The sequence below is a fragment of the Nostoc sp. genome (assembly GCF_036917155.1).
GTDB lineage: Bacteria > Cyanobacteriota > Cyanobacteriia > Cyanobacteriales > Nostocaceae > Nostoc.
Genome location: NZ_JBALDZ010000113.1, coordinates 37,050 through 62,290 on the forward strand (window position 1 = coordinate 37,050; position 25,241 = coordinate 62,290).

General features: G+C 45.2%; 28 protein-coding genes. 18 read left to right on the forward strand and 10 right to left on the reverse strand.

Going from position 1 to position 25,241, the window contains the following annotated elements:
* Positions 1–972 precede the first annotated feature (972 nt).
* A complete protein-coding gene (locus V7K67_RS16060) occupies positions 973–3,876 on the forward strand; it encodes a glycerol-3-phosphate acyltransferase (RefSeq protein ID WP_335167372.1) in 2,904 nt (967 codons plus the stop codon).
* 82 nt (positions 3,877–3,958) lie between these two features.
* Complete coding sequence (locus tag V7K67_RS16065) at positions 3,959–4,345, forward strand: hypothetical protein (protein ID WP_335167374.1); 387 nt, start codon at positions 3,959–3,961, stop codon at positions 4,343–4,345.
* A 221-nt stretch (positions 4,346–4,566) separates the two neighbouring features.
* Here the strand turns inward: V7K67_RS16065 and V7K67_RS16070 are convergent, their stop codons facing one another.
* The 8 genes from V7K67_RS16070 to V7K67_RS16105 form a co-directional block, all read right to left on the reverse strand.
* A complete protein-coding gene (locus tag V7K67_RS16070) occupies positions 4,567–6,792 on the reverse strand; it encodes an FdhF/YdeP family oxidoreductase (RefSeq protein WP_335167376.1) in 2,226 nt (741 codons plus the stop codon).
* Between the two features lie 75 nt (positions 6,793–6,867).
* Positions 6,868–8,082 (reverse strand): tyrosine-type recombinase/integrase, encoded by a 1,215-nt coding sequence (locus tag V7K67_RS16075; protein WP_335167379.1) that lies wholly within the window; start codon positions 8,080–8,082, stop codon positions 6,868–6,870.
* A complete protein-coding gene (locus V7K67_RS16080) occupies positions 8,042–8,437 on the reverse strand; it encodes a hypothetical protein (RefSeq protein ID WP_335167381.1) in 396 nt (131 codons plus the stop codon). The genes V7K67_RS16075 and V7K67_RS16080 overlap by 41 nt, the downstream gene beginning before the upstream one ends.
* 610 nt (positions 8,438–9,047) lie before the next feature.
* On the reverse strand, positions 9,048–10,295 hold the full coding sequence (locus tag V7K67_RS16085; RefSeq protein WP_335167383.1) for a hypothetical protein: 1,248 nt from the start codon (positions 10,293–10,295) through the stop codon (positions 9,048–9,050).
* Positions 10,292–10,654 (reverse strand): hypothetical protein, encoded by a 363-nt coding sequence (locus V7K67_RS16090; protein WP_335167385.1) that lies wholly within the window; start codon positions 10,652–10,654, stop codon positions 10,292–10,294. The genes V7K67_RS16085 and V7K67_RS16090 overlap by 4 nt, the downstream gene beginning before the upstream one ends.
* Before the next feature lie 111 nt (positions 10,655–10,765).
* Positions 10,766–11,020, reverse strand: coding sequence for a hypothetical protein (locus V7K67_RS16095; protein ID WP_335167387.1), 255 nt, complete (start codon positions 11,018–11,020; stop codon positions 10,766–10,768).
* Between the two features lie 24 nt (positions 11,021–11,044).
* Positions 11,045–11,413 carry a hypothetical protein gene (locus V7K67_RS16100; RefSeq protein ID WP_335167389.1) on the reverse strand — a complete coding sequence of 123 codons (369 nt, stop codon included), beginning with the start codon at positions 11,411–11,413 and terminating at the stop codon, positions 11,045–11,047.
* 83 nt (positions 11,414–11,496) lie between these two features.
* On the reverse strand, positions 11,497–11,847 hold the full coding sequence (locus V7K67_RS16105; protein ID WP_335167391.1) for a hypothetical protein: 351 nt from the start codon (positions 11,845–11,847) through the stop codon (positions 11,497–11,499).
* On the opposite strand from V7K67_RS16105, the gene V7K67_RS16110 reads away from it, so the two are divergent.
* The 6 genes from V7K67_RS16110 (at position 11,840) to V7K67_RS16130 (ending at position 16,418) form a co-directional block, all read left to right on the forward strand.
* A complete protein-coding gene (locus V7K67_RS16110; RefSeq protein WP_335167394.1) occupies positions 11,840–12,028 on the forward strand; it encodes a hypothetical protein in 189 nt (62 codons plus the stop codon). The two genes, V7K67_RS16105 and V7K67_RS16110, sit on opposite strands and share 8 nt — an antisense overlap.
* A gap of 251 nt (positions 12,029–12,279) precedes the next feature.
* On the forward strand, positions 12,280–12,471 hold the full coding sequence (locus V7K67_RS34415) for a CopG family transcriptional regulator (RefSeq protein WP_100901749.1): 192 nt from the start codon (positions 12,280–12,282) through the stop codon (positions 12,469–12,471).
* Complete coding sequence (locus tag V7K67_RS34420) at positions 12,468–12,614, forward strand: hypothetical protein (RefSeq protein WP_442943845.1); 147 nt, start codon at positions 12,468–12,470, stop codon at positions 12,612–12,614. The genes V7K67_RS34415 and V7K67_RS34420 overlap by 4 nt, the downstream gene beginning before the upstream one ends.
* Positions 12,615–12,745: 131 nt before the next feature.
* Complete coding sequence (locus V7K67_RS16120) at positions 12,746–12,919, forward strand: hypothetical protein (protein WP_335167396.1); 174 nt, start codon at positions 12,746–12,748, stop codon at positions 12,917–12,919.
* A gap of 185 nt (positions 12,920–13,104) precedes the next feature.
* Positions 13,105–13,392 carry a hypothetical protein gene (locus V7K67_RS16125; RefSeq protein WP_335167398.1) on the forward strand — a complete coding sequence of 96 codons (288 nt, stop codon included), beginning with the start codon at positions 13,105–13,107 and terminating at the stop codon, positions 13,390–13,392.
* A gap of 128 nt (positions 13,393–13,520) precedes the next feature.
* A complete protein-coding gene (locus tag V7K67_RS16130; RefSeq protein WP_335167400.1) occupies positions 13,521–16,418 on the forward strand; it encodes a DUF3854 domain-containing protein in 2,898 nt (965 codons plus the stop codon).
* 77 nt (positions 16,419–16,495) lie between these two features.
* Here the strand turns inward: V7K67_RS16130 and V7K67_RS16135 are convergent, their stop codons facing one another.
* Complete coding sequence (locus tag V7K67_RS16135) at positions 16,496–16,699, reverse strand: hypothetical protein (protein WP_335167402.1); 204 nt, start codon at positions 16,697–16,699, stop codon at positions 16,496–16,498.
* A gap of 184 nt (positions 16,700–16,883) precedes the next feature.
* Positions 16,884–17,045 carry a hypothetical protein gene (locus V7K67_RS16140; protein WP_335167404.1) on the reverse strand — a complete coding sequence of 54 codons (162 nt, stop codon included), beginning with the start codon at positions 17,043–17,045 and terminating at the stop codon, positions 16,884–16,886.
* Between the two features lie 63 nt (positions 17,046–17,108).
* Between V7K67_RS16140 and V7K67_RS16145 the strand changes: the two genes are divergently transcribed.
* The 10 genes from V7K67_RS16145 (at position 17,109) to V7K67_RS16190 (ending at position 25,115) form a co-directional block, all read left to right on the forward strand.
* Entirely contained in the window at positions 17,109–17,438 is a 330-nt protein-coding gene (locus tag V7K67_RS16145; protein ID WP_335167406.1) for a hypothetical protein, read from the forward strand.
* Positions 17,439–17,780, forward strand: a complete 342-nt coding sequence (locus tag V7K67_RS16150; protein ID WP_335167408.1) for a hypothetical protein — start codon at positions 17,439–17,441, stop codon at positions 17,778–17,780.
* On the forward strand, positions 17,770–19,077 hold the full coding sequence (locus V7K67_RS16155; protein ID WP_335167410.1) for a hypothetical protein: 1,308 nt from the start codon (positions 17,770–17,772) through the stop codon (positions 19,075–19,077). The genes V7K67_RS16150 and V7K67_RS16155 overlap by 11 nt, the downstream gene beginning before the upstream one ends.
* Before the next feature lie 43 nt (positions 19,078–19,120).
* A complete protein-coding gene (locus V7K67_RS16160; protein WP_335167411.1) occupies positions 19,121–19,696 on the forward strand; it encodes a hypothetical protein in 576 nt (191 codons plus the stop codon).
* Positions 19,689–22,109, forward strand: coding sequence for a collagen-like triple helix repeat-containing protein (locus tag V7K67_RS16165; protein ID WP_335167413.1), 2,421 nt, complete (start codon positions 19,689–19,691; stop codon positions 22,107–22,109). The genes V7K67_RS16160 and V7K67_RS16165 overlap by 8 nt, the downstream gene beginning before the upstream one ends.
* Positions 22,110–22,114: 5 nt before the next feature.
* A complete protein-coding gene (locus tag V7K67_RS16170; RefSeq protein WP_335167415.1) occupies positions 22,115–23,071 on the forward strand; it encodes a hypothetical protein in 957 nt (318 codons plus the stop codon).
* Positions 23,072–23,158: 87 nt separating this feature from the next.
* Positions 23,159–23,785: a hypothetical protein gene (locus tag V7K67_RS16175; protein ID WP_335167417.1), complete on the forward strand. Its 627-nt coding sequence runs from the start codon at positions 23,159–23,161 to the stop codon at positions 23,783–23,785.
* 23 nt (positions 23,786–23,808) lie between these two features.
* Positions 23,809–24,399 carry a hypothetical protein gene (locus tag V7K67_RS16180; RefSeq protein ID WP_335167419.1) on the forward strand — a complete coding sequence of 197 codons (591 nt, stop codon included), beginning with the start codon at positions 23,809–23,811 and terminating at the stop codon, positions 24,397–24,399.
* A 1-nt stretch (position 24,400) separates the two neighbouring features.
* Complete coding sequence (locus tag V7K67_RS16185) at positions 24,401–24,652, forward strand: hypothetical protein (protein WP_335167421.1); 252 nt, start codon at positions 24,401–24,403, stop codon at positions 24,650–24,652.
* A gap of 10 nt (positions 24,653–24,662) precedes the next feature.
* A complete protein-coding gene (locus tag V7K67_RS16190) occupies positions 24,663–25,115 on the forward strand; it encodes a hypothetical protein (protein ID WP_335167423.1) in 453 nt (150 codons plus the stop codon).
* The last annotated feature ends 126 nt before the right edge of the window (positions 25,116–25,241 follow it).

Genomic DNA, 25,241 nt, shown 5'->3' on the forward strand with positions numbered 1-25,241 from the left:
AGTCCCCAGTCCCCAGTCCCCAGTCCCCAGTCCCCAGTCCCCAGTCCCCAGTCCTAAATTCTTAGAATGAATTTAACATCATCAGCAAAGAGAAGGACTACAATCAAAACGGACAAATGTTTCATGCTCCAACAACAGAGGATTACAAAGCTATGTCCGACTTAAATCGAGGAATTATGAAATTTGAGGGTGCAGATTCCCCAAAAGTAGTCACTATCTCTACCGTGTTGCTTCTGGGATCAATCGCTGCTCTTATCATCTGGGCGCTGCAAGCGGCCTATGCGCTAAACTAAAACCATTAGTAGTCTAGAAGGACACTGGCAAAAACGGTTTCCGTCTTAGCCAAGTGTCCATTTAGCAACTAGTAATTGAAGAAGAATACAGAATCCAGAATCCAGAATCCAGAATGCTTTTCCTTGGGGGATTCAAACCACTAGCTGATTCTAGACCTCTAAATCTATAATTTGGATTGTTTTTTAACATATCGCGGAAGTCCCCACCCTCAACTCTTAGTAGGGTGGGGATTGTGAGCGGGGGGTGAGGATTGCTGATTTTTTGCACAGCAAAAACAAATATCAGATGTATGACGAATCCCCAACATTTTCTGGTAAAATTAGCTTATGTCTTGACCATCAATGCCATAAGCGAAAACCAAGCTAATAGGTATATGTTGCAAGAAAAAAATTTGGGTCTTGGGAACCAGGACTCCTGCCCTTGGAGGGAATGTAAGACCAATAGAACTACGCAGTTCTGCAGGCTATTCCTGATGAATTGGGAAGCCCCGTCCGTCTTAGGTTGGGGTAGTTCACCTCCTGTGTTCATGCCCTAGCTATCATTCTGAATTCTGACTCCTGACTCCTGAATTCTTTCTATAAAAAGCCCCCTAATAACCATCAAAAATTTCAGCAAAACTTTAGATTTTAGATTTGAGGTTTTAGATGGAAAATTTAAATCTAAAATCCAAAATCCAGAATGTTTGAACCTTGGGGTGTCTTAGTTATTTTAATTATCTGCCCCCTCTTGGGCGGATTGCCCCTGATTGAATGGATTACTTACGCCCTCAAGCGGAAGCGATTATCACAAGTTGGTACAAGAAATATCAGTGTATCGGCTGCATTCTATCATGGTGGTAAATTTGTCGGCATTCTGGCAGTCTTGTCAGAAGCTTTTAAAGGAGTTGCGGCAGTTTTACTCACCCGCATTTTCTTTCCTGATGGATCGTCTTGGGAATTGGTTGCCCTGATTGCTCTAGTAATTGGTAGATACTGGATCGGTAGAGGGGCAGGTACGACAAATGTTGTCTGGGGATTTGTCGTACACGATCCACTAGTGGCAATGTTTGTGTCTTTCTTTGCAGGTATTAGTTTTACAATTCTGCAATCAAGAAAGGTAGTCAAATTCGGGGTTTTGCTTCTTTTCCCTCTGTTTGTGGCAATTCTGCACTTTAGCGATATTCCCAGAATACTTGTTGCTGTTGCCTTAGCAGGTTTAATGGGCTGGATTTATAGCAAAATTCCTGATGATATGAAACTGCCAGCCCAAGAGGCACAAACAGAATCGCAAGCAATGTTGGAATTTTTACGCGGCGATGTCTACGACGGGCTACGCCAACGCACAATGGTTTCTTTAGATGAAGAGTTAGATGCTGCCATTGTCGGAGAAAAGGCGGCGACGTTATCTCAAATTAAGCGCTGGGGCTATCCAGTACCGAAGGGATGGGTACTCGCGCCAATCGATAATCCCGAACTGTTGACAGAATTTCTCCAGCCATCAGAATTATCTCCTTTGGTGGTGCGTTCCTCTGCGATTGGAGAAGATTCTGAACGCGCTTCCGCCGCCGGACAGTATCAAACAGTTTTAAATGTTACCAATGTGGAGATATTGCAACAAGCGATCGCTCAAGTTCAAGCTTCCTACAATCATCCATCTGCTATCCAATATCGGCGCGATCGCGGCTTAAATGATACAGCAATGGCTGTGTTGATTCAACAACAAGTCCAGAGTGTGTATTCTGGTGTTGCTTTCAGCCGCGATCCCATTACCCAGCAAGGTGATGCAATTATCATTGAAGCCCTTCCAGGCAGCCCGACGCAAGTCGTTTCGGGAAAAGTCACACCAGAACAATATCGCGCTTTTGTTATTGAAACAGAAAATTCTTACTCTGTACAATTAGAGGGTCAAGGACGAGTCCCACAAGCATTAATCAAACAAGTTGCATACTTAGCCTACCGACTCGAAAAACGCTATCATGGCACTCCTCAAGATATTGAGTGGAGTTATGATGGTCAAACGCTTTGGGTATTGCAATCTCGACCAATCACTACTCTGCTGCCCATCTGGACACGCAAAATCGCCGCCGAAGTGATTCCCGGAGTCATTCACCCCTTAACATGGTCGATTAATCGTCCCTTAACTTGTGGAGTTTGGGGAGAATTTTTTACCTTAGTTTTGGGCGATCGCGCCTTGGGGTTAGATTTCACCGAAACAGCAAGTCTGCATTACTCCAGAGCCTATTTTAATGCCTCCCTCTTAGGAGATATTTTTCTCCGTATGGGATTGCCACCGGAAAGTCTGGAATTTTTAACCAGAGGAGCTAAATTAAGTAAACCATCCTTGCAGTCAACTTGGGAAAATTTGCCAGGACTAGGGAAGTTGCTGAAGCGGGAATTGAGTTTAGAAAAAGACTTCAAGGAGGATTATTATAAACAGTTCATTCCTGGGTTGTCGCAGCTGGCACACGAAAACGTAGATAACTTGGATGGTTCCAAGCTGTTAGCAAGAATTGATTTTATTCTGGAGTTGTTGCACCGGGGAACATATTACAGCATTTTAGCTCCCTTGAGTGCTGCTCTGAGACAGGCGATTTTTCGGGTAAAGGATAGGCAAATTGATCATAGCGTCACCCCAGAGATCGCAGCATTACGATCGCTCAGTGCGATCGCAACCGATGCCAAGCAGATATTGCTTGAGTTTGAGCCACAGCAGGTATTTGAGCAATTGAAGCAAACCCCAGAGGGTGAAAAAATCCTCCAAGAATTTAACGAATTGCTTCAGGATTACGGCTACTTAAGTGAAGTGGGAACTGATATCTCCGTTCCCACTTGGCGGGAAAATCCCCAGATGATTCAGCAGATGTTTGTGCAGTTAATGCAGGGGAACGAACCACAATCAGGCGCTAAAGATGCAATTAATAGTATCTTTGCCAGTAAGCGCAAACGTGGATTTGTCCAGCGGCGTGTAGATATTAAAGGACGAGTCACCGAAGTTTATTCGCGGCTTTTAGCTGAATTGCGTTGGAGTTTTGTGGCTTTAGAGAAAATTTGGTTAGAGTCTGGTTTACTGAGAAAAACAGGCGATATCTTTTTTCTAGAGTTTGATGAAGTGCGGCGTTTATTTGTAGGTGAAGATTCCAACTTAAATGAGTTAGTGGAATTTAGGCGATCGCAATTCCTGCAAGATAGTGAGATTATTCAAGTACCTCTTTTAGTCTACGGCAATACACCTCCTCACCCCTTAGCCCCCTCTGAGGTTTACTCTGACCAAATTTTACAAGGTATTGGAGCCAGTCATGGGCAAGCTGAAGGGAGAGTGAAGGTGTTGCGAAATTTACAAGACGTGCCGGAAATTAACCGAGATACAATTCTGGTAGTACCTTACACAGATTCCGGCTGGGCACCATTGTTATTGAGGGCTGGCGGATTAATTGCCGAAGCTGGTGGAAGACTTTCTCATGGTGCGATCGTTGCTCGTGAGTATGGAATTCCCGCTGTGATGGATGTTCGCGGTGCTACATGGCTTCTGCAAGATGGTCAACGAGTCAGGATTGATGGGTCTAGGGGTATTGTGGAATTATCTAATGATTTAAGACCCGAATGATTACCACTTCCCTCAAAGACTTGCCTGAAGAATCTGTTTCTCACAATGCCGCAATCAAGAAAAAGGTGATGACCCATTAATTTTGGTAAATTTGCAGAGAGGGGAATTTACTGAGCGTTGGAAAGCTATATTGGATGGCTATCGTCATCCTTTACCGCATTACGGTGCGACAGAAGAAGAAGTATTAACAGAATTACAAGCGCAAGGTGCTACTTTATCCACCGGAATCGCTGCCCAATGGCGAGTTGAAGATACTGTGGGCAAATTGCTAGAAAACCAAGAAAACAAAATCCAAAGTGCAGCTTGGACTATTCCTGATGATATCTTTGCTCGTGCCGTTCAAGACTTGCGGGAATGGGCTTTGCAACGCTGTGGTTCACTGGATTATATTTTGCCCCAAGAACGTCAGTTCAAAATTGTTGTGGTACGCAATTGGTCGCTCCTACGAACTGTTATTAAAAACAGTTGATAGAGAACCATCAGATTTAGGTATTCGTAAAGGACTAGACGAGTTTGATCAGGGTGCAGGAATTCCTGCTGAAGAAGCCTTGGCAAGCGTAGCAGTTGGAAAGCATTAATGCAGTAGATTTCAAGTTGTGGGATACACAAGCTAAGTCTGTTACCCAGGTATAAAGCGTGTTTTCCTCCTGTTAGCGCAGCGGGGCGTAGCACATTCTGAATTGTGCTGTATTAGGTTTGCTTTTCTAAGCGTACTACTGCATTATAATCAAGTACACCTTCTAGCGATCGCTTACTTTTATCTAATAGCACATTCCCTTCTGGCCAATGTACTTGCAAGTTTCCTGACTGAATTGGGGCAATGTAGACTTGACAGAACAACTCGCCTAAATCATTCTTAAGAATAACGCGATCGCGATCTTTTAAACCCAACTTTGTTGCATCATCAGCATTCATTAGCACCGCCTCTCGCACTGCCCCAGTAATTGCATCCTTCCGTTCCTGCACCATACTATTAAATTGTTTGCCTCGGCGCGTTGCTAATAAAAAATAACCTTCTGGTAATTCTCTTTGGCGTGGCAATAATACGCCAAAGTGTGCTTTACCATCCGCCGTCAGGAAATTCCAACCAAAGCATAAATGTGAGCCACCATATTGAAACTGATCGCCAGCCTGCTGTAAGTGTTGAATACCAGCATATTGGGGAACGACTTGAGCAATTTCTTGACGGATAGCAGCTGTGTCAACAAAAGCCAGTTTATCTGCTAAATCTGGTTTTACCCGCCTTGCCAATTCTAAAAATACTTCCCATTCTGGACGTGCTTCCCCAATGCGCGGCCCCAGAATTTCTGGACTGAAAATTACTCGGCGTTCGGTGTTAGTTTCTGTAACTCCTCCTGGTATTTCGTAGCGAGTCGTCGCAGGTAAAAGCACCACAGTATCAGCAGGTTCGACCAACATTTGGCTAGAGAGAACAATATCAATATGTACCCGCAATGGTATTTGCTTCAGCGCCGCTTCTACATAATCTGGTTCTGGCAGCACTTCTAAAAAATTCCCGCCTACAGAAAACAACACATCTAAATCCCCCTGATGTGCGGCGCTAATCATTTCTGGGGCAATTAAACCTTTACTTGCTGGTACTTCAAAGCCCCAATGCTGACTCAATTGGGCAGCATTTTCTGGGGTGATAGATTTACCACCAGGAAATACTGTCGCGTAACATCCCATCTCTGCACCACCCTGCACCCCAGAGTGACCGCGAATTGGCATTAAACCGCAGCCTTCCCGACCGACAAAACCTTTGGTGAGAGCTAAGTTGATGATACTTCGCACATTATCTTCGCCGCATTCATGCTGAGTAATGCCCATACTCCAAACAAATACGGCTTTATTCGCTTCTTTGACCATTTTGGCAAAGGCGTACATTTCTTTGCGGGATGTACCAGAAAGCCGCTCTAATTCTTCCCAAGATTGACTTTCTAAGGATGCTTTGAGTTCAGCAAAGCCAACTGTGTGCAAATCTATAAATGACTGGTCAACCCAGTTGTTAGCAATTATATATTTAATAGTGCCATTTAAAAATGCTATATCCCCGCCCATGTTAATTAAGAAGAAGTCTTCGGCAAACTTTGTACCGAAAAGGGCACTTTCGACAATTGAGGGTACCCAGTAGCGCTCCATTCCCGGCTCACGGTAAGTGTTAATAACTACAATCTTAGTGCCAGCTTTCTTGGCGTAATGGAGATACTTGACGGTAACAGGCTGATTATTAGCAACATTGGAGCCAATAAAGACTAATAAATCAGTACCAATCCAGTCTTTATAAGAACAGGTGGTAGCCGCAGCACCGAGAGCAGCTTTCAACCCTGCCGTACTAGGAGAATGGCAAATACGGGCAGCATTATCAATATTATTACTTCCCATTGCCCGTACAGCTTTTTGGGTAGCGTAATAAGTTTCGTTGACAGTCCCGCGACTGGTAATATAGAAACTTAGGCGGTCTGGTGTAGTAGAGCGGATGCGATCGCTAATTACCTCTAAAACTTCATCCCAGCTAACACGGCGAAACCCTTTTTCTCCTCGTTGACGAATCATCGGGTAAGGAAGCCGTCCCAAGTCCCGTAATTGGGCACTTTTTTGCTTTTGTAACTGTGAAATATCCTCTAGTAGCACAGGGTCAAAAGCTGGCATTGTATTCATCCGCAACAGCCGTAACCGGACATTGCAGAGATGGATACCATCTAAAGTCCAATCCTTCATTCCGGTTGTTCCAAGAGCGCAACCATCGCAGACACCTTTATCAAGAATATTCCACGCATAAGGTAGTTTGTCACGAGACAGCCAAATGGCCCGAAATACCTCCCAGTAGTTATTGGGATACTGTTCGCCAATGCCAAAAGGCTTCCAACTTGCCCAGTGCTGGGGTGTCCAACTTTTCTTGGGTTTTGGCAACATTGACATCCCCCCTGTCAGGTGATCTGGTGATTCTTCTACACTACCGTTTTAAGTAGCATTTAAGTAGCATGATTCTTAAAAGTCTGGACACTCAGCACTCACTATTTCTGGATGGCAGTAGTAAGTTAATACCGTCTCGACGGTATCGCCAATCCACAACGCCACTTTGTCGGGTGAGACTCCACTGCTAATGGCCCAAGTAGCGAAAGTGTGACGAGTAGCGTAGGGCTTGAGGTAAGGTGTCTTTTTAGCGATCGCCAATTCTTTAACTACCCCAAAGTGTTTGTACCCATTGCAAGATTTCCACTCATTCCAAAAACTAAATACAATGCCGCTAGTCATTGGTCGTCCGGTCTTGCTGACGAAAACTAAATTGTCAGTCTGGCAGTCTGCTGGACAAATGCTCAAAAGTAAATTTTGCAGCTTTGATCCACTCTGACAGGGAAACACTCGCTTTTTACCATTTTTGGTTCCTTTTTTGATTCGATGAGTATTGCAGGACTTGTCAATATAAATTCGACAACAGTCGGCACTGATATCACCCCAAGTCAGGGCAAAAGCTTCCCCAGGACGGCAACCAGTCCAAAATAAAAACTTCACCAAGGCGGCGTAGTGGGCGTACAAAGAACTCTGTTCAAAGCTTTGAATAATTAAATCCCTTTGTTCCAGGGTAAATGCTTTGTAATAATCGTCTGTAGACTTATTTTTAGGTTTGGGAATTTTGAGTTTTAAAAATGGGTTCGATGGGATTAAGCCTGAATCAATTGACCAATCACAGCAGCAACTCAAGTTATTTAAAGTCTCCCACGCCATGTAATGCGTCAGGTTCTCTAAAATCCAATCTCGAATCACTGGGGCATCTTCTAGCGATTGGGTAGGCAGCCGCTGAATGTATCTAGCAATTGTCCGGTATTTCTGTAAAATTGTGGTTTGTTCGATTTGACTAGTTTTAAATTGGGTAAATAACTCCCAAAGCTGTTGTAGACTGCACCCGGTCGGGGCTTGAGACTCTTTGAGCGCGACTGCTGCGGCTTCTTTAGTGGACTGAGATTGGTAACTCCCAAGCGTCGAGTCGAAGCGGTCGAGCACAATGTCATTAGCGATCGCGTCTCTCTTGCTCCTCACAATCTCCCGGTTGCGTTTGGTATCCTTCAGCCCAGTGCTGATAAAAAATTGCTTGGGAAATCCTTTCACCCAGAAACGAATAACCAGCTTTTTTGTTCGCGGATCGACGTTGATCCATTTGTCTTCATTCTTCACTTCCAACGACACAGAAATCGCCCTCCTCATCACGGTCAAGTTGCAGGTAAATGGTGCGGAGGTCAGGCGCTACGCTCTTGTCAACCTCCTCATCCTCGTCACCAGAACTAACAGCCACCCACGCTTTAACCGTTACAGAATATTCCCCGGTTTCGTCGTTGCGATCGTCAATTTCGCTGCTTTCAATTTTGCAAGAAACAATTTCCCACCATGAGTAATGGTCAGCATCACTGGGGGGACATTCACCGCATACAATATCTCCGTCTAAATCGTCACTGCGATAGTCTTTTTCCTCCCAGGCATAGCTACAATTGCCAACGCGGTAGTAAGCATTTTCTATGTAGTCTTCAGCTAGTGAACAAAGCTGTTTATCTAATTCGCTCATAACTGTAATGCTCGCAAGCTGGACAATATAGAAAATAACTAACGAAATTCCATTCCAAAAAACGGTAGCCGCAATGGGAACACCCAAATAAAAAGTCTGGGTCGTCTTCGTCATTGACCCAGGCAGTAAAACAGCTTGAGCATTTGTAATACCCAAAAATCGGATCTAGGGTAATACTAGACGAGCTGCATTTGGGGCAGATTAGTAGTTCGTCGTAATCTGGATCGTCAACGTCAACCGCCCAGACGTGACCGCAGTCAAGGCACTCCCAGTAACCATAATTTTCTTGGTATTGCAGCGTCGTGCAATCACATCGAGGACAAGTTGTTGGAGTCATTGCAGATTTAAAAATTATTTCGATTTTTGAAGTTTTTTAAACCCCAGGAATTTTGTCTACAATCGCTAAAATCGGCTTTGGGAGCAGATTTCGGCTGTAGACGGCGAGTTTTTGGGGCTGAAAAATTGTAGACGCTGTAGACGCACTATTGAGCAATTAGCGGCGAGGTGGTGAGCGATCGCATTTCCACCCAAGTACTGGCTACTTAATGGGTAATTTACCTATAAAGCTTTGCCTACAGCCTGTAGACGGACTGTAGGCAAACTGTAGACATTACTTTGACCACCTCCAACCGAGCTTGGCTCCACTTCCCTCTACTTCCCCCAATCCCACGTCAGCCATAGCAACGAAGATGATCCTAATCTCGTCCGGCTGCATATTATCAAATAGCCGCGTAGCCCGACTGAGCATCCCAGCCTTTAATATTTCACCTGGGTGCTGTTGACCCCAGTCAAATATAAATTGCTCATACTCGTTCATGGGTTTGGGCGATCGCACCTCCTCATTACCCCTGGTGTCGGTTGCCCCCTGTTCCCTGCTAAGAGTTCCCCAGTTGCTCAGGTCAAGTTCACAAGGGCAGTCATCAACCATGAACCGCCTTTTACCACCTGCCTTTAACCACTGCTCTAGTTGAGGATCTTTGAGTTTAGTCCTGGCGTAATCACGCCCGAACTGTCCCAGACGCACCAACACGAAGCAGCTGTAAAGTGTGTCCTTGTCTCCCTGTAACCCAAAGTTTTCGGCGGTGTCGTTTTGGGCTAGCGCACAAATAAACTGTTTATATCGTCGTCCACGCTTGGCATGACGCTTGATCCAGTTGGTAGCGTTGTCACACTCGTCCACCAAAATCGGGAATTCCTCAGCAATTAGGAATCTTTCACGACCTGCGATCGCGTTATCTCCCCCCTCTCCCCGCAATTCTACAAGCTCCTCTAAGCTTTTGAGGTCGTTCCCCATTGCGGTGTCGATGGCTTTGAAGTTGCCTTTTCTGCCGATGACATCGGTTTGATCCAGCCATGCCCAATCATCGGGTTTGGCATCGGAATCATAGACAACGACACGTCCACCGATTTTTGATGATAAGTACTGGGTGAAAGTCGATTTCCCGTCACCAGTCCCGCCAACTAAAGCAACGTGCTTTTGTTTTTTCTGGATGTACTCAACCGGGTCGGTGATTAAGTTTTCTGGTTTCCAGTTGGCATCAATAGTACCAAAGGAGAGCGCTAACTGTGCTGTGGGTTGGGTGTTGGCGCGGGCCCACGCTTGGAAGTTGAGCCGTGACGCTCGGTCGATGTCGCCTAGCGATTCTTGGAGTCGTTTGGCTGTTTGGCGATGTCTGCGACCGACTTCGAGAGTGGCGACGGATGCACCCAACACCCACGGCTTATACTCCGGTTTTTGAGTTGCCCCCAGGAACAGCAACCCCATGCTGATCGCTAAGGAGCCGCAGTATGACCACTTGGCCCGCTCGTACATCTGCAAGTGTTGGTGTAACTGGGAAGGGTGTAAATCACTGCTCATATTCCTAGCAACACCCCCACAGCAATCAACCCAACACGGAGTAGGAGAATATCTTTGACCTCTGGCACGGCTTGCCGCAAGTACAGGGCGACAATCCCAGCGATCGCTAAAACGGACAACGCCCCCAGGCGGATAAACCAAGGCATGGGTATACTTACCCAACAGCTACTTAATAAAGCGGGAATCGTCACTGAGGAGGCAAGGGTATAAGCCATGTCCGCCAGATTGTCTGGCAGTGCGATCACGCTTATCCACCCTTTTTTAAATTCCTCCAACTTGGACAATTGGGGACTGGGGACTGGGGAATAGCCACCCCGATCGCTCGGAACCTCAACGATGATTTTTTGCTCATCTACCATACTGCACCTCGATTTTGAGGTAGAAGGGGCGATTACTCTCCTGTTTGCAGAGCGCGATGATCGCAATGATTAGGGCGGCTGCGGTGCAAGTAAGAATCATTACTTGATTCACTATTGCCCCCCTAGTAGTTTGTCGGCAGCGTCCAGTACTTTCTGCCGCTGCTCTGGGGTTAGCTTGTCGTTACCATCACAGGGAATTACTTCCATCTGCGTGCCGGCACGGTAGAGAGCGTTATTTTGCAAGTCCTCGTTATCGGTTGATTTGGCTTTGTCAACGTAGCGCTGGACGTAGGATTTGTTGATGTCTTCTGTCATAATTTTGAATGTGTGGTTTACTTGGTAGCCGCACGACGACGGCGATCGCAAATCTGATGCGGAAAGCGATCGCCTTTAAAAATCGGCTTTAGTTGCAGTGGTGCTGTTGAAAATGGTCACGACCCAGCAAGGCAAGGTCTTTCGCCTCGTTGGACTAACTTCGATGGGCTGACGAGTGTCAAGGCAAACTGCTCGACCGTCGTTGAGTTTGACGTAAAGGGTCTTCCCGGTTTTTGTTCTAGAGAATAGTTGCCCAGGGGATAAGGTTTCAAATATTACCTGAGTTTTCCCGACTACGTATTCAGCTTGGTGAGAATCGAACCCCTCGGAGAGCGGATCGTCTGCCATTTCTTTCCACTGTCTTGGTCTTCTGGCTTTAGCCTCGGTCTGAGTGGCTAATTTGCCGTTAGTAGTGGCTCGATCTGTGGTTTGTTGGTCGGACATAGTGGGTGATGTGTGCCTCAATAGCGGGTGATGTGTGCTTCATTAGTTAGTCGATAGTCGGTCACGAGTTAATCACAAGTGCGTCAATAGTCGCTCAATAGCGGGGTGTTAACTTTTGCCTCAATCTCTTGCATAGCAATAATTTGAGCGTTTGTTGGCTCGACCGCAGCGGCAATAATTTCGTCTAATAAGCCGGCTGTAATCTCTTCTGCCAGTTGAATCAGTCCACATTCTTCGAGAGAATCGCACCAGCTAACGATCTGTTCGGGGATATCTTCAAAGCCCCATTCCTTTCTCTGGTAGGCGACGGTGGTCTGCTCCCTCAGCGATAGGAAAATCAGGCAATTCAAACCGGTGGCTTGGGTGCGGTTAAAGTTCTGCTCAATATGGGTGATGATGTCAATTGGGTTGACGTCTGTTAACCTGTTGGTCAATTTAATCTCCTTTCAGATAAGCTTTGATTTTCTGGCGATCGCTCGTGTCTGGGCTATCGCCTTTTTGCTTCTTGGAACCGCTAACCCCGCGATCGCTACGACTTATGGGTTAATGCAGTTGCAATTAGTACTTCAGTCTGGATGGAAGCTACGTGTTGTTGTTTTTGGTTGTCCTTTGTAAGTCTTCGTGTTTGTTTTCAGTTGCCATCTGTAAGTTTTCGCTTCCCCTAGCAGGTCTTTGGTATTTGCTCAGTGCTGGCAGGCTGCTATCTCTGCCTGGTTTGGGGTCGGGTTTGTTTCTCTAGCGAGTTTGCAAGTTGCTTGTCAAAAATAGTTCTACCCTGGTACAACTGTAAATACTCTAATACTGCCAGGGTTAAATGTAAAGATAGTACAGGGGTAGAATTAAAATGTTGTACACGGGTAGAAAAGATGCGAAAACCACTGCATGGGCAGAGGAAAAAAGATTTGACATTAACTCTCTCTCCAGAAGGGGTAGAAAAATTAGAGGCCAAGGCAAAGGCATTGGGTGTCAGCAAGAGCGAGTTAGTGGAACAGATGGCCAGAGATCAAATGTCCTCTTTAGCGGAGCAGGAACTCCTGGGGGAACAATTGACCACTTGATTGGTGAATATTCTGATCAGGTGGCGATTAAGGAGCAAGAAAATCAACGAATTGAAGACGAGATAGGTCGTCTAAAGTCAAAGATAGAAGAACTTAAAGCATTAAAAGAGGAATTAAAAACTACAGCAGAAGCGAAAGTTTAAGCCGTCCTACCAACTGGTAGAACGGCTTTATGCATGGATATGTCGCCTACTACCTATTAGCAGGCGACGCATCTGTGACTATTCGGGGTTGAGTTGCGATCGCAGATCATCTAGATCATCTAAAAGTGACTGTGGCTTCTCTTCTTTCGGAGCGGACTCTGGTAAAAGCCCCTTGCTGGGACGCAGCAGGTGGATTCCCTGATGAGCTAGCAGCCCTACGGCAATCAGCTAATTCAATTTCTAGCGTTAGGGACATTAACCAGTGGATTAATGCCTGCTTTGAAATTGCGATCGACCCTTTTTAAAACCGAACTTGAAAGTGCGTAGCTTGCCGCCGTAGGCATCGCAGTAGCGTAAAAAATTGGCTAATAATGGCTTTACCCGTCACCACCTTACACAGCAAGGATTCTGACCCGTCACCTCACCCGTCACCTCACCCGTCACCAACCCGTCACCAACCCGTCACCAACCCGTCACCAACCCGTCACCAATGAAAAAAGCAAATCCAACAGCGATAATTTTGAGATTTTGGCAGTGGGGAGCGATGCACTCACCCCACTTCAATCGCTTCAGATTGGAGATTGAAACAGCACGCCTCAACCTAGTGATTTGCTTGCCAAAATGGGCACACGAATTACCCATAATCCGATTGTCATTTGTTTTCCCCAAAAGCATAGCTACAGATGCCCCTCATGCTGCCATTCATGACTTTATCAATTACATGAAAATACAAGGAATCGAAGTAGACCAAAGCATCATTGATGGCATCCCTTTTTAAGTACACCAATATCATTTACTAGGAGAAAGATATGAAAAAAGCCCAAAAAATACTGAGTGAATGTAACAGCATTCCTCAGCAAAAACAAATATCAAATTTAGTAAATTATAGCATATTTGGAGGGAGAAATGATTAACACAACTCTCTCACAGCAAGCATCTCCGGCGCTAAATGCTGAATATCAGCAGGCTAATACCAGAAATAGATTCCAATCCTTTAACGAGTTTAAAGAGTTTGTCGAAACCAACTTTATAGATGGCAGTGGTATTGATTCAAAGCTATTTAAACACTGCATCGAATTTCATGAAGACCAGGAATTCGACTATGGCGGTGAAGTTACTACCCCCATACATGAGGCATTAAATTGGACGTTCAGGCGATTTACCCAACAAGTCAGAGAACCAATGTACGCCGCTTTCTTCATGAACGAAGATGGCACAGTCTGGCAAGCCATCGTCTCCCTTTGGGACGAAGACAAACAGCGACCTTACCGTTATTTAGCTCCCGATGGCAACGGCGATCGCGTTCATCTCCCCCCAGTTCCGCCATCCACTAGAAAACGCATTGCTTCCCGGTATGGGACAGAAGTGCCAATGGATGGGAGCTTTTGGGAATGGTTTGAAACCGCCCCAATTCCCCGAATTATCGGCGAAGGGGGCAAAAAGGGATTAGCCATGCTCTCTCAGGGTTACGTCCCCCTACCTCTCTATGGCTGTAGCTCCGGCGGCAGAGAAAAGTTAATCCCTGACTTGAAACGATTCAACCAGGAAGATGCTATTTGGCTGTTTGCCCTAGACCGTGACAGCAAAGAAAAAACCAGACATCGGGTTAACGCTGCCAAACGAGATTTAGGAAATGTCCTAGACAGGGATGGATTTAAGACCTACAGAGAAGATATTGTCTGGTCATCATCTGATGGCAAAGGAGTAGACGACCTGATGGTAAACAAGGGATTTGGGGCTTTTGACTCAGCTTACAATCGTGCTATAGCTCGACTAGAGAAGCAATTTCACTCTAGTAACAGCACCTCTGACTCCAAGGAAGAGAAACACAAAAACCCGCCCCCTGACCAGATGGCGAAAAAAATAGCCGAAGATTACCGCCAACTACTGTCATTTGATAATGAAACCAAGCAATGGCGAAGGTATGCGGCTGACTTCGATGGAGTTTGGTCTAATGAATCACCGGAATATGTGGAATCAATTGTTTACAAGATTATCGGCAATGAAGGTGCTTACAATTTTGGGCCAGATTATGTCACTGGTGTAGTAAAGATACTCCGCCACGAACTCATTGAACGCCAGTGGAATCAAGTTTCATCCCTGAAATTCTTGCCCTTTCTCAATGGGGTAGCAGAAATTAGCACAGGGGAACTGTTGCCACACTCACCTCAATATCGCCTTACCTGGTGTCTCCCAAGAAATTATTCTGCTCTTGCTGGAAGTTGGGAAAATATCAACACATTTCTAGAACACCTTGCAGCAGGTAACGCTGATATCAAAGAACTACTAATTTGTTACTGCAACGCCGTCATCAAGGGACGGTACGACTTACAGAAATTTCTTCACCTAATTGGATTGGGTGGAACAGGTAAGGGGACATTCACCAGGTTGCTTACTGAATTGATTGGCAAGCAAAACGTTTTAGTAACCAATCTTCCCATCTGGTGTACAAACCAATTCGAGGGAGCGAACGCCTTTGGTAAGCGGCTGGTGATATTCCCCGACGAAGATCCTTACAGGGGAACCATAGGCAGATTCCTCAGCTTGACTGGTGAAGACCAAGTGAGGGCTGAGGAGAAGCGGAAGAAATCTTTCAACTTTGATTACCAGGGAATGACCTTAGTAGTTTCAAACTTCCCTGTTTTCAGCGGCGGCAGTAGTAGCCGCGCTAAACGCAGAACCATCACTGTTCCCTGTAACAACACAGTCCCGGAAGCGAAGCGCCAACAGCTATCTAATGTTTTTGAGCCAGAATTAGCTGCATTCACTAACTACTTGCTTTCTCTTAGTGACGATCACGTTACCGCAGTCCTCAGAGGTAAAAAAGAAATTCCAGAATGTACCTTAGAATTCTGGAACAACCAAATGAAGGGCGATTCAGTCGCATCTTGGATCAACGACAAAGTTATTTATGATGTCAACGCTGTTACGCCAATCGGGAACGACAGAAACGAGGGTGCAAACGGTGAACAGGTTTACACCTTATTTGGCTCTTATGTTCGCCATTGCCAAGCTTCCGGGGACTTGCCGAAGAGTAGCAAGGTTTTTACCCCCGATTTAATAGAGCTTTGTCACACTATTCTGAAATGGCCAGTACTGAAACACCATACCAAAACTGGCAAGTTTATTAAGGGAATACGGTTAAGGAGTAGCTTAGATAACGAAATACCGACATACGATTACTTACTCATAGAACGGGTGACGGGTGGTGACGGGTCAGGTGACGGGTCAGGTGACGGGTCAGGTGACGGGTCAGGTGACGGGTCAGAAGCCTTACTAGATAAGGAGGTGACGGGTAACGTTGAAGTAACCCCAACTTTTATAGAGGAAAAAACTGAGATCGAAGATCAGGTTTTGATGACTGATGAACCAATCCCAACACCCAATACCATTAGTTCCAAAAAAGATTTCGATTTCTGGCTAATAAACCCAACACCTCTTAGCCTTCACATCGCTACCCACCTTGGAGACATAATCTGTACTGCCAAACCAGAATCAACCATTTTGAATGTAGCCAAGTCCCCTACTGGTTACGAATGTTCTATGACGTGGGTTTGGCCTACTGGAGGACAAGCCACTATTAAAGTAGGACTTACTCAAGCGGGTGATTTTGAGGAAGGTGCCAAGAAAATAGCTAAAGAATGGCTTGAAAAACAGGAGCCGTGGCAACCTCAAGTAAACAAAGATGCTATGTACGGCGGGGAACTGGTAAAAATCGTTGGACGCTGGGATAGAAAATGGCAAATAGAATTAGCTCCAGGGCGATTCCTGAACGTGAGAGCTAATCAGCTAAGTCAGCCATGACTAAGAGTAAAATGCGATCGCACTTCTACCTAGAGAGCGATCGCAAAAAAAACTTGAAAGGGGATAGCTAGCCAATTTTAAGCTGGTTCTTCGTCGCTATCCTCATCGTCGTCACCGTCCTCGGAGATGATGATCTTCACTCCGTCAGACCCACCTTCAAAGCCAACGATCACAAATGTCTCACCATAGCCATCTCTGAGGGTGACTGGTGCATCTTGTGGAAGGCTTTGCAATTGTTGGATCAGGTCGGTAACTGTAGTTTCTTTAATTTCGGTAGGCATCTTTTTTCTCCGATTTAAATTTAAAAATGCGATCGACTCTTGGAAAAAGCGATCGCGGTCGCTGCATATATCAGCGCTGTGAATAGGTGTACCGGTTTCAGCCTATTCTCTCAAAGTGGTTTTGTCCTCTGGTTTTTGTAAATATTTGTATAATTTATCTCTTGAATAGATTCAGTACAGCTACTCATGCTAACTGAATCGGATTTTGCATAAGTTCCTCTTTTACCCAGCTATAAGGTAAAACAGGTACATTTTTGTTGTGTACATAAGTAAAGTTGCTGTAATCGTCTCTAGGTAAGGCTTGTGAGATTGTGAAAAGTACTGCTTTTACATAAAAGTAGAACATTTACACAATTTTTATTAGGGCATACAACGGATTTATTCACTTCTATTAATCCGGTTTTTTTGCATGGCAGCAGCAACCCTTCAACAAGTATTCGGCACTAACGCCACACAAGACGCGACAACTGTCACAATTCACAAAGCTGATTTCTCTAGTGTGAGTTTCACCCCATCGGCTAACAATACTGCTGATAGCATTCTTGCGGCTATTGTCGCTTTCGCCGAAACCAATATCCCTGATAGCGCTGTAACTGGCGGTGACACTACGAGGACGGTTGGTATTGCCGATGGCTATCAAACTATTACGACCGTCGGCACGACTCAACTTTTGGTGCTACCAAAAACCATTAACTTTTATTCACCATTCAACGGGACTTTTGACCCAGACAACTACTAGATGTCACAACTGAGTTTCGGGCAAGTTTTTGGCGTAAACGTGGTGGAGACATCCACCACTATTACTATCACCAAGGCAGATTTATTAGGCTTGACACCACTAGCGAATAATACTGCTGATAGCATTCTCGCTGGCATCGTCAACACGGTTCATCAACAATTTGAAGGGAATCTAACAGATCCAAGTGGAAATAATATTACTGACCAAAATGGAGTAATTTTAACTTACGACAATCACCTTTATTACAGCACCACATGGGTACAATTTGGCGGGTATTATTTCCCACGTAATCTACTAAATACTTGCTTCCTTTATTCACAGATTGAACCGTATGAAAATTAGCGATTATCCGGCGATAACGACAATTTCGGGTAATGACTTACTATTAGCAGAAACTATAAGCGATGGAGCATACAAGTCACTTACCTTACAGTCATTATCTTCTTTGCTTCCGCCCGGTGCTACTGGTGCAGCAGGTGCATCCGCGACAGTAGCTATCGGAAGTATTACTACTTTAGCCCCAGGTACATCAGCAACAGTAACTAATGTAGGGACACCTACAGCAGCCATACTCAACTTTGGGATTCCACAGGGTAGTACTGGTGCTACCGGAGCATCTGGGACGGCAGGTGCATCCGCGAGTAGCCCTATTTGGATATACAAAACTAGCAATTACACTGCCAACGCCGGCGATCAAATCATTGCTGATTGCTCAGTAGGAAGTTTTACTATTACCCTACCAACATCTGTTAGTAACGGGACGTCGGTAACGGTTGGATTGGGCAAGAACAACAGCAGTAATAGCAATATTGTTAGCGTCACTGCACCCAGTGGTTTTCCATACAGTAGTTTTTACATCAACATTCCAAATACTGAAGTGACATTAATTTACTTCAGTGCTAGTGGCTGGAGTGTAATCGGTAGCTATAGCAGCATACCCACAGTGCCAACATTCCCACTTACTCCAAAATATCGCTTTAGCGCAGCACAACAATCGGGATATGTAAATGGCGTTGCTGTACCATCGATTAGTGATAGTAGTGGCAATAACATTACTGCAACGGCATCAGGTACAGCCCAACCAACCTATAAAACCAATATCATCAATGGTTATCCAGCATTGCTATTCAATGGATCTACGAATTACCTAGATTTGGGTAATGCAAACTTGATAGCCGACCCTGGCGATTTTGTAATATTTCAGGTAGTAAACTACGCCGCTAGTGGTGTTATTAGTTTCGGTGATGGTAACGCTAGCTCTGGCAATTGGGGACTGCAATTGGGGCAAGCTAACGATTACAGTGTCGCAGGTGGTTCACTCGTACAAACAAATCTCACAATGTCGCTCAATACCTGGTACATCAAAGCTTTTGCACGACTGAGCAATGTGTGGAAATCTTGGGTAAATGGCGGGGTTAATATTAGCGGTGGCAGCAATAGTGGAGCAATCAGAGGAGTAAGCGGAGGGTACGAAAATCGTGATGTTATTGGTGCGAAATGGGATGGAAGCGCCCAAAATTTCACCAATGGATATATCGCTGAAACTGCAATACTTTTATCTCCAACGCTTGCCAATATCAATTCCATCGGTGCTTACTATTCTTCAATGTATGGGATTACTTGGAGTACCGCGTCGTAACAAAATAGAAACAATTTATCTTTCTTTTCTTAGGAGCATTAATATGGCTTGCGAGGGCAGAAAAAGTGCAACAGTGGAGATAACTTTTGCTGATGGTTCCCGTTTAAACGTGGTTTCACAACATCCAGGCGTTACAGCGACTATTACCCCCGTAGTAGTAAGTGGTAGTGAAACTCTTTTAGTAACAGGTTCGGCTTATGCGGCAGGTTGTGTATTACTTCCGAATCACACAGAGGTATATGGAAGTGTTACCGCTGGCACGAGTGTTGTCTTGTATGAAACTGACAATAACTCTTGCCCTAATGGTGCTTATTATGGACTAATTCCTGGTACCGCTGGTAACGGTACTGTATGGGTAAAAGGAAGCGTCAGTCTATTAGAAAGTGGCACAAACAACGGGTACAGGATAGACGTAGTAGACGCCACAGGAAATATTTTTACTAAAACTGTTGCGGGTAATGCACCAACTTATGAAATAGCTTGCGAGAGTGATTGTCCGGCTGGTAAATGTAAATGCCATAGTGACAGTTACCCTGGCTACTGTTGCAACGACTGCGGTAGCACATCGGCACAAATAAACGCTATCACGCAATTAGTGAAGGCGAAGAATCATGAGTGATAATTGCTCTGATTTATCAGCACAAATAAGCGCCCTGAGATCCCAAATATCAGCACTAAATTTGCTCACTGAAGCGCAAGTAAGGCAGATAGTCGATAGTGTTATTAATCCCAAAATCACGGAAGTAACTTACAAACTCGATGCAGTATCTACAACCGCTGGCAAGGCAGACCAAAGGTCTATAGATGCATTAAATAAGGCTTTTCACGCCGAGAAAGTAGGTAATAACGGACTAGCGATTGCATTCAAAACAGCGCAGGATCAGGCAGCGATAAAGATAGCAGCGGAAAAAGCTCTTAGTACCGCAAATAGATCCGCTGACGTTGCAGACAACGCGCAAAACGTCGCAGGTAACTCCACAAAGGTAGCAAATAATGCCTACAGTGAGGCAGAACAAACAGCAAAAAAAACTGCTTTGCTGCAACAACAAGCTGACGCCGCTTTCACTAAATTAAATCAAGTAGAAGATATAGCAAGAACAGCCTCAAAGGAATCGGATCTCGCACAGTATGTAGCAAATCAATCCAAAACAGAGTCAGGGCAAGCATTTTCTAAAGCCGTGACAGCGGTAGATGATGTTCTCAAAGCTAACAATGACATTACAGGTCTCAGAGGTGGTATTGATTTCCTAAAAACTCGTATCGGTGCTTTAACAGATCAGATCGCAAAAGTGGAAACACTGGCAGGTGATGCAGTAAAAGCAGCCGCGAATGCCGTAGGTATCAGCACGGAAGCGCTAGAGGCTATAGGAAAGTTAACAATTAGAGTAACAGAACTCTTTAACATCATTGGCACTTTTGCAACATTATTCGAGCAACTCAAAACACTTACCACGCTTGGTGAACGCATTGACGCCGTAGAGAGTGAAGTCATAGCAGTTGGTCAAAGCGTATCGGGTATCCTTGGCAAACTCTTGGGCTTACAAAATCGCATATCTCGCAACGAAGCAAGCATCACGGAAGTAAGGGATATTGCAGTAGACGCGCGCGGTATAGGTGAGGCGGCTAACCTCAAGGCAGGTAGCGCGATAGAACAAATCACCGGGGTAAAGGTAATTGCGGTAAATGCACAGTCTACGGCTTCTCAAGCTCAGACTACCGCTAATGGCGCAGTGCGAAACGCTGCGATCGCAAACAGTAATGCCACTACGGCATACCAGAAAGCTACTGAAGCTGAGGGCATAGGACAACAGGCACTGAGAATTGGTGGTGAAGCACTTGCCAAAGCTGGTCAAGCAGCCGCAGCGGCACTTACTGCGATCGCCCTTTACCAAACAGTCAAATCCCTGCGTGGACTACCTGGCTTACCAGGCGCTAAAGGCGATAAAGGGGATAAGGGAGATAGGGGGCTACAAGGCATCCCAGGTAAAGACGGCATAACGACTGTAGTAACTTTGCCGGGAACACCAGGAGAGAAAGGCGACAAGGGAGATCCGGGCACACCGGGCAGACAAGGTATACCGGGAGTACCTGGTAAGGATGGTGAAGACGTGAATCCAGCAGACTTGGCAGGTTTAAGGGAGTTAATTGTTCAGCAACATGCCGAAACACGGGCAAATGTTAATGCTACGACAACGGGATTATTTGGTAGATTACAAGCGATTGTCGCGGGTGGAAACGCAGCCTTGACATCGCTAATTACTACGATCGCAACTAATACGTATGTCGAAAAAGCGATGCAGTTGCTCACTCTCGCTGCGACCTTGCACAACGCTTTGATGTTGAGTAACAACCTGGGACAAACATTGGGGACGATTATTAATCAGTGCGTGGGACTGATACTACCGAAAGGCATCAATGGCACGCCGATCAATATTACCGACGTGATCGGGCACACGATAGAAGACCTTGTGAAAGATGCAATAGGAGCAGATAATTACACCACCATTAGCAATGATTGGGCTATAGCGAATCGCATCTACCAGGCGGGAAGTAACGTATTTAACCAGGTGGGGAACGCCGTTGGTATCCTGACATCGGGGCTAGAGATGATCGGCGGTAATATCGGTAAAATCGGTAATGCTCTCAAGATATGGGGCGTTGTCGGTCAACACGCCTACGCTTTCATGAATCCTCAGCCGAGCATGAAAGGCAAATTTTTTGACTTCATTAATACCGCAAGCGCTGACGCAAATACTATTCAGATGATGGTAGCGATACCAGTGGGACTAGCGGCAGCAGGCGTAGCGATAAATGACAGCGCGAACGCATTTGCGAAAACACTTGACCAAACAGATCCGGTAGATGAACACGGACAACCATTACGCAACCCAGATGGCAGTATTAAAAAATACGTGCCAGGGCTGACAGTCCCAGATCCTACTAAGACTATCGCCGCTCAAGCACAGGCACAAGCCGATAGCACTAATATCATCCAAGCGACCATTGATGACATTTTTAACGCGAACGATTAAAGACAATGGCAGATCCAACCTCAGTTCAAGTACCGCAAACAATAAATGATACGGGCGGACAATTCCCACCAACTTCTGTCATCGCTACAGGTGCGACATTAACGCCTGCTACTGCAACGGTGACTGCTGCAACGCCACCAGAGGATGCACTACCGGATGACTATGACCCCTTCCAGCACCTCAAGCAAGTGTATTATCCACAGCACAACTCGGCGGTTGCCTTATTTTTCAACGATCTTGGCAGTGATTGGAAGCCAAATATAGCAACAGCACGTAGCAGCTTGCGGGTAGCTTGCACCATTACACCAGACGATAATGAATTGCTGATCGCAATGCGGCATCGGTTATTCTGGGATCTCCTCGGTTATGGTAAATCCGATCTGTTTCTGTACCAGGGAAGCATTGATGCAATTACCCAGCCCGTCACGGGTCATCCGAAGGTAGTACTTAAATTCACGCAAGGCAAGGCTACGGTTCCTATCGGTGGTGTAGCTGCTGATATGGAATGCAGCTTTAGACTTGTGAACTACACCCAAGCAACGTATACACCAGCACTTGCTACAACTCTTGCTAATGAGATCAAATCTTTGTTTTTTGTGAGTAATGCTGGCTATGTATTCACAAAAGGCAAAAATATCTACAATTACCTAGATGTTGCCAATGGTTATCGCCTGCTAATTAGGGGTAACGATCAGGCCTCAGCAACCACACTAATTGAAATGCTATTGCAACTTACTAGCACGACTTTTGATGAAAACAAGTTAAGCGTCAGTAATCCGATGAAATCAAATGTTGTTGAAACTCCACAGCAGCATTTGGTATATGGTCAAGAAAAAAACCTTCCTAACTTTAGACCAACAGTAAACGTCAGGTTCCGTTACGCATACGTGAGAATTCCTGGCTACACAAAGAACATCATCCTGTATGATGCCACAGGAGTACGCCATGCCTTGGTCACATAGCGGCAGGCTATGATCGCTTGTCCAGGCTTCACGTTAAAAACTTCTCGGAAACCTATAGGTTTGACTAGCTAATTTGGTGGCAATTCAGTGGCTATTATTGACGAATTCAGCCATTTTTTAGAGGCAATTTCTATGGCTTATCGTGAGATAAGTAAAGGCGTTTCACTCGCTGCCGACCATGCAAAATACCTAGCGTGGTTACAACAAGATACCGGGGCTAGGCAAACTGCCTACAAGGCGATCGCCAAGGCACATAAAGATAAAGTTATTCATGTCCCAGGTTTTATTATCCCCTTCGCTGCAAATATCGCATCTAAGGTCTACTTGCCACGGGAAATATTAAAGGCTGATCAAGGCAGTGCTAGCAACGCGGTTCTAGCAACCGCGGTGGCAACAGCTTTGCTAAACAGAATCTATCCTGCCGTCCCTGGTTTTACAGGTGGAGGATATGAGCTTACTAGTGCAAAAAAATTCAAGTTTGCAAAAATCAGTGTCAAACAGACTACTGCTGTTGCTACTAGCAAGAGTGCTTCTCGGATCACTGGGCGTGAGTACCAGAAGAACACCACATCTAGTGTAACAGGTCACTTTGGACAAATATTAGCTGGGGAAACTGAGGCAACAGCCCTTGCTGCAATCATTGCTTCAACGGAATTAGCTGGAATAATCACAGCACCGGGTAATTCTTACCGTTATGTTCCAGAGGGTGGTTGATCTAAAGTTGCTAGGTAATTCGTATGCCTTATCGAAATATAGCTAAGGGATTGAATCTAGCAGCAGATCACGCTAATTATTTGGCATGGCTAGAACAGGACACAGCGCAAAGACAAGCGGCTTATGCAGCTTTAAACAGTCCCAAAAGAAGTACTAGCATTCGTGAGATGGGCTACATCATGCCCTTTGGTGCATCTACCGCATCGCCAGTGTATATACCTCACAAAATCATGAGTGCTGACCAGTCAAAGGCTAGTAATAGTTCTCTTGCATCTGCTGTTGTCGGTGCTTTGAGTAATCGAATTACCACTGCTGCTGCGTTCCATGCTCTGACCACGCCTGTGAATATTGGCACAGTTAAAAAGTTTCAATTTGCTAGGTTTCAAGTCAGGCAAGTGGTCACTGTTGCGACTGGATTGAGCGCTAGTCGAATCACCAAACGTCTTTACAAAAGGAACCATATTAATAGTGTTACCGCAAGTTTTGGACAAAGACCTACAGGCGAAACTTATGGGGCGGCCACGGCTCTGATTTTGATTGGAACTTTGCTGTTGCCAATCTTGGAAAGTACCACAGAGCGTTGTACCTACAGCTTCACACCACAAGGAGATTAAAATGAGCAAAATCGCCCAAGAGAACGGTATATGGGTTCCTGATGACTTACGTGATTTGCTGACTGTACATGTCCCCGGTGATGCAGATGAAAGTACTGTCAACGGAATGATCACGATCAATGGTGCTGCTAACGAATGGCTAACAGGGAAAATGGATGGTGAAACGTACTTCGATTTATTAGCGCAACATGGAATAGACCCTGTGTTGTTTGTTGGTGAAGTCTATGAACATATCCAGTGGTTAATTCGATAAAAATTCCCCGATGACGCGAAATTTAGACCTTGTTACTGCTAGCAACTGGTCACTATCTTATAGCACTAGCGTAGCTGCAACTGTTATTGGGCAAGTAAACGGGAATAATGTTTACGCCAAAATTACGCCAATCAAACCACCGATCATCATTGACAGTAGCATTATCGCAATTGCCATAAATACAACTATACCCACTGGCAAGCAATGGGTTTATGGTGGCAACTTTCTCAGATATGCTAATTCCGAATTTGGCAACATGTTTATTGGCGAGAAAAAGCCATTATTTATCGGATTTAATCTCGGAATATTTGATGATTTTTTTGGAGACTACCAAATTCAACTATCAGTGCCTCGTTGGTTCACCTCTGCCAACATTGCTGTCTACCAGTATGAGGGCAATACTCAAACTGTTTCTGAACAGGAGTTAGCTGCTATCAAGGCTGTGGTAATTCCTGGTTCATAAAAACCTGAACTTTTACGGTAATATTCCAGTTAAAAAAAACTGCAATGTTGCTATAAAACGTCTGTTCAGGAGATTTTATGCGGATTAGCTTTTCTACTATTTTTCAAGTTGCAGTATTAATTGTTA

What these genes read in the sequence shown, in the direction of transcription:
- V7K67_RS16060 (WP_335167372.1), top strand. Translation starts at nt 973, where the DNA reads ATGTTTGAACCTTGGGGTGTCTTAGTTATTTTAATTATCTGCCCCCTC.
- V7K67_RS16070 (WP_335167376.1), bottom strand. Translation starts at nt 6,792, where the DNA reads ATGTTGCCAAAACCCAAGAAAAGTTGGACACCCCAGCACTGGGCAAGT.
- V7K67_RS16075 (WP_335167379.1), bottom strand. Translation starts at nt 8,082, where the DNA reads ATGAGGAGGGCGATTTCTGTGTCGTTGGAAGTGAAGAATGAAGACAAA.
- V7K67_RS16080 (WP_335167381.1), bottom strand. Translation starts at nt 8,437, where the DNA reads ATGAGCGAATTAGATAAACAGCTTTGTTCACTAGCTGAAGACTACATA.
- V7K67_RS16085 (WP_335167383.1), bottom strand. Translation starts at nt 10,295, where the DNA reads ATGAGCAGTGATTTACACCCTTCCCAGTTACACCAACACTTGCAGATG.
- V7K67_RS16090 (WP_335167385.1), bottom strand. Translation starts at nt 10,654, where the DNA reads ATGGTAGATGAGCAAAAAATCATCGTTGAGGTTCCGAGCGATCGGGGT.
- V7K67_RS16100 (WP_335167389.1), bottom strand. Translation starts at nt 11,413, where the DNA reads ATGTCCGACCAACAAACCACAGATCGAGCCACTACTAACGGCAAATTA.
- V7K67_RS34415 (WP_100901749.1), top strand. Translation starts at nt 12,280, where the DNA reads ATGCGAAAACCACTGCATGGGCAGAGGAAAAAAGATTTGACATTAACT.
- V7K67_RS16125 (WP_335167398.1), top strand. Translation starts at nt 13,105, where the DNA reads ATGAAAAAAGCAAATCCAACAGCGATAATTTTGAGATTTTGGCAGTGG.
- V7K67_RS16130 (WP_335167400.1), top strand. Translation starts at nt 13,521, where the DNA reads ATGATTAACACAACTCTCTCACAGCAAGCATCTCCGGCGCTAAATGCT.
- V7K67_RS16135 (WP_335167402.1), bottom strand. Translation starts at nt 16,699, where the DNA reads ATGCCTACCGAAATTAAAGAAACTACAGTTACCGACCTGATCCAACAA.
- V7K67_RS16140 (WP_335167404.1), bottom strand. Translation starts at nt 17,045, where the DNA reads ATGTTCTACTTTTATGTAAAAGCAGTACTTTTCACAATCTCACAAGCC.
- V7K67_RS16145 (WP_335167406.1), top strand. Translation starts at nt 17,109, where the DNA reads ATGGCAGCAGCAACCCTTCAACAAGTATTCGGCACTAACGCCACACAA.
- V7K67_RS16150 (WP_335167408.1), top strand. Translation starts at nt 17,439, where the DNA reads ATGTCACAACTGAGTTTCGGGCAAGTTTTTGGCGTAAACGTGGTGGAG.
- V7K67_RS16155 (WP_335167410.1), top strand. Translation starts at nt 17,770, where the DNA reads ATGAAAATTAGCGATTATCCGGCGATAACGACAATTTCGGGTAATGAC.
- V7K67_RS16160 (WP_335167411.1), top strand. Translation starts at nt 19,121, where the DNA reads ATGGCTTGCGAGGGCAGAAAAAGTGCAACAGTGGAGATAACTTTTGCT.
- V7K67_RS16165 (WP_335167413.1), top strand. Translation starts at nt 19,689, where the DNA reads ATGAGTGATAATTGCTCTGATTTATCAGCACAAATAAGCGCCCTGAGA.
- V7K67_RS16170 (WP_335167415.1), top strand. Translation starts at nt 22,115, where the DNA reads ATGGCAGATCCAACCTCAGTTCAAGTACCGCAAACAATAAATGATACG.
- V7K67_RS16180 (WP_335167419.1), top strand. Translation starts at nt 23,809, where the DNA reads ATGCCTTATCGAAATATAGCTAAGGGATTGAATCTAGCAGCAGATCAC.
- V7K67_RS16185 (WP_335167421.1), top strand. Translation starts at nt 24,401, where the DNA reads ATGAGCAAAATCGCCCAAGAGAACGGTATATGGGTTCCTGATGACTTA.
- V7K67_RS16190 (WP_335167423.1), top strand. Translation starts at nt 24,663, where the DNA reads ATGACGCGAAATTTAGACCTTGTTACTGCTAGCAACTGGTCACTATCT.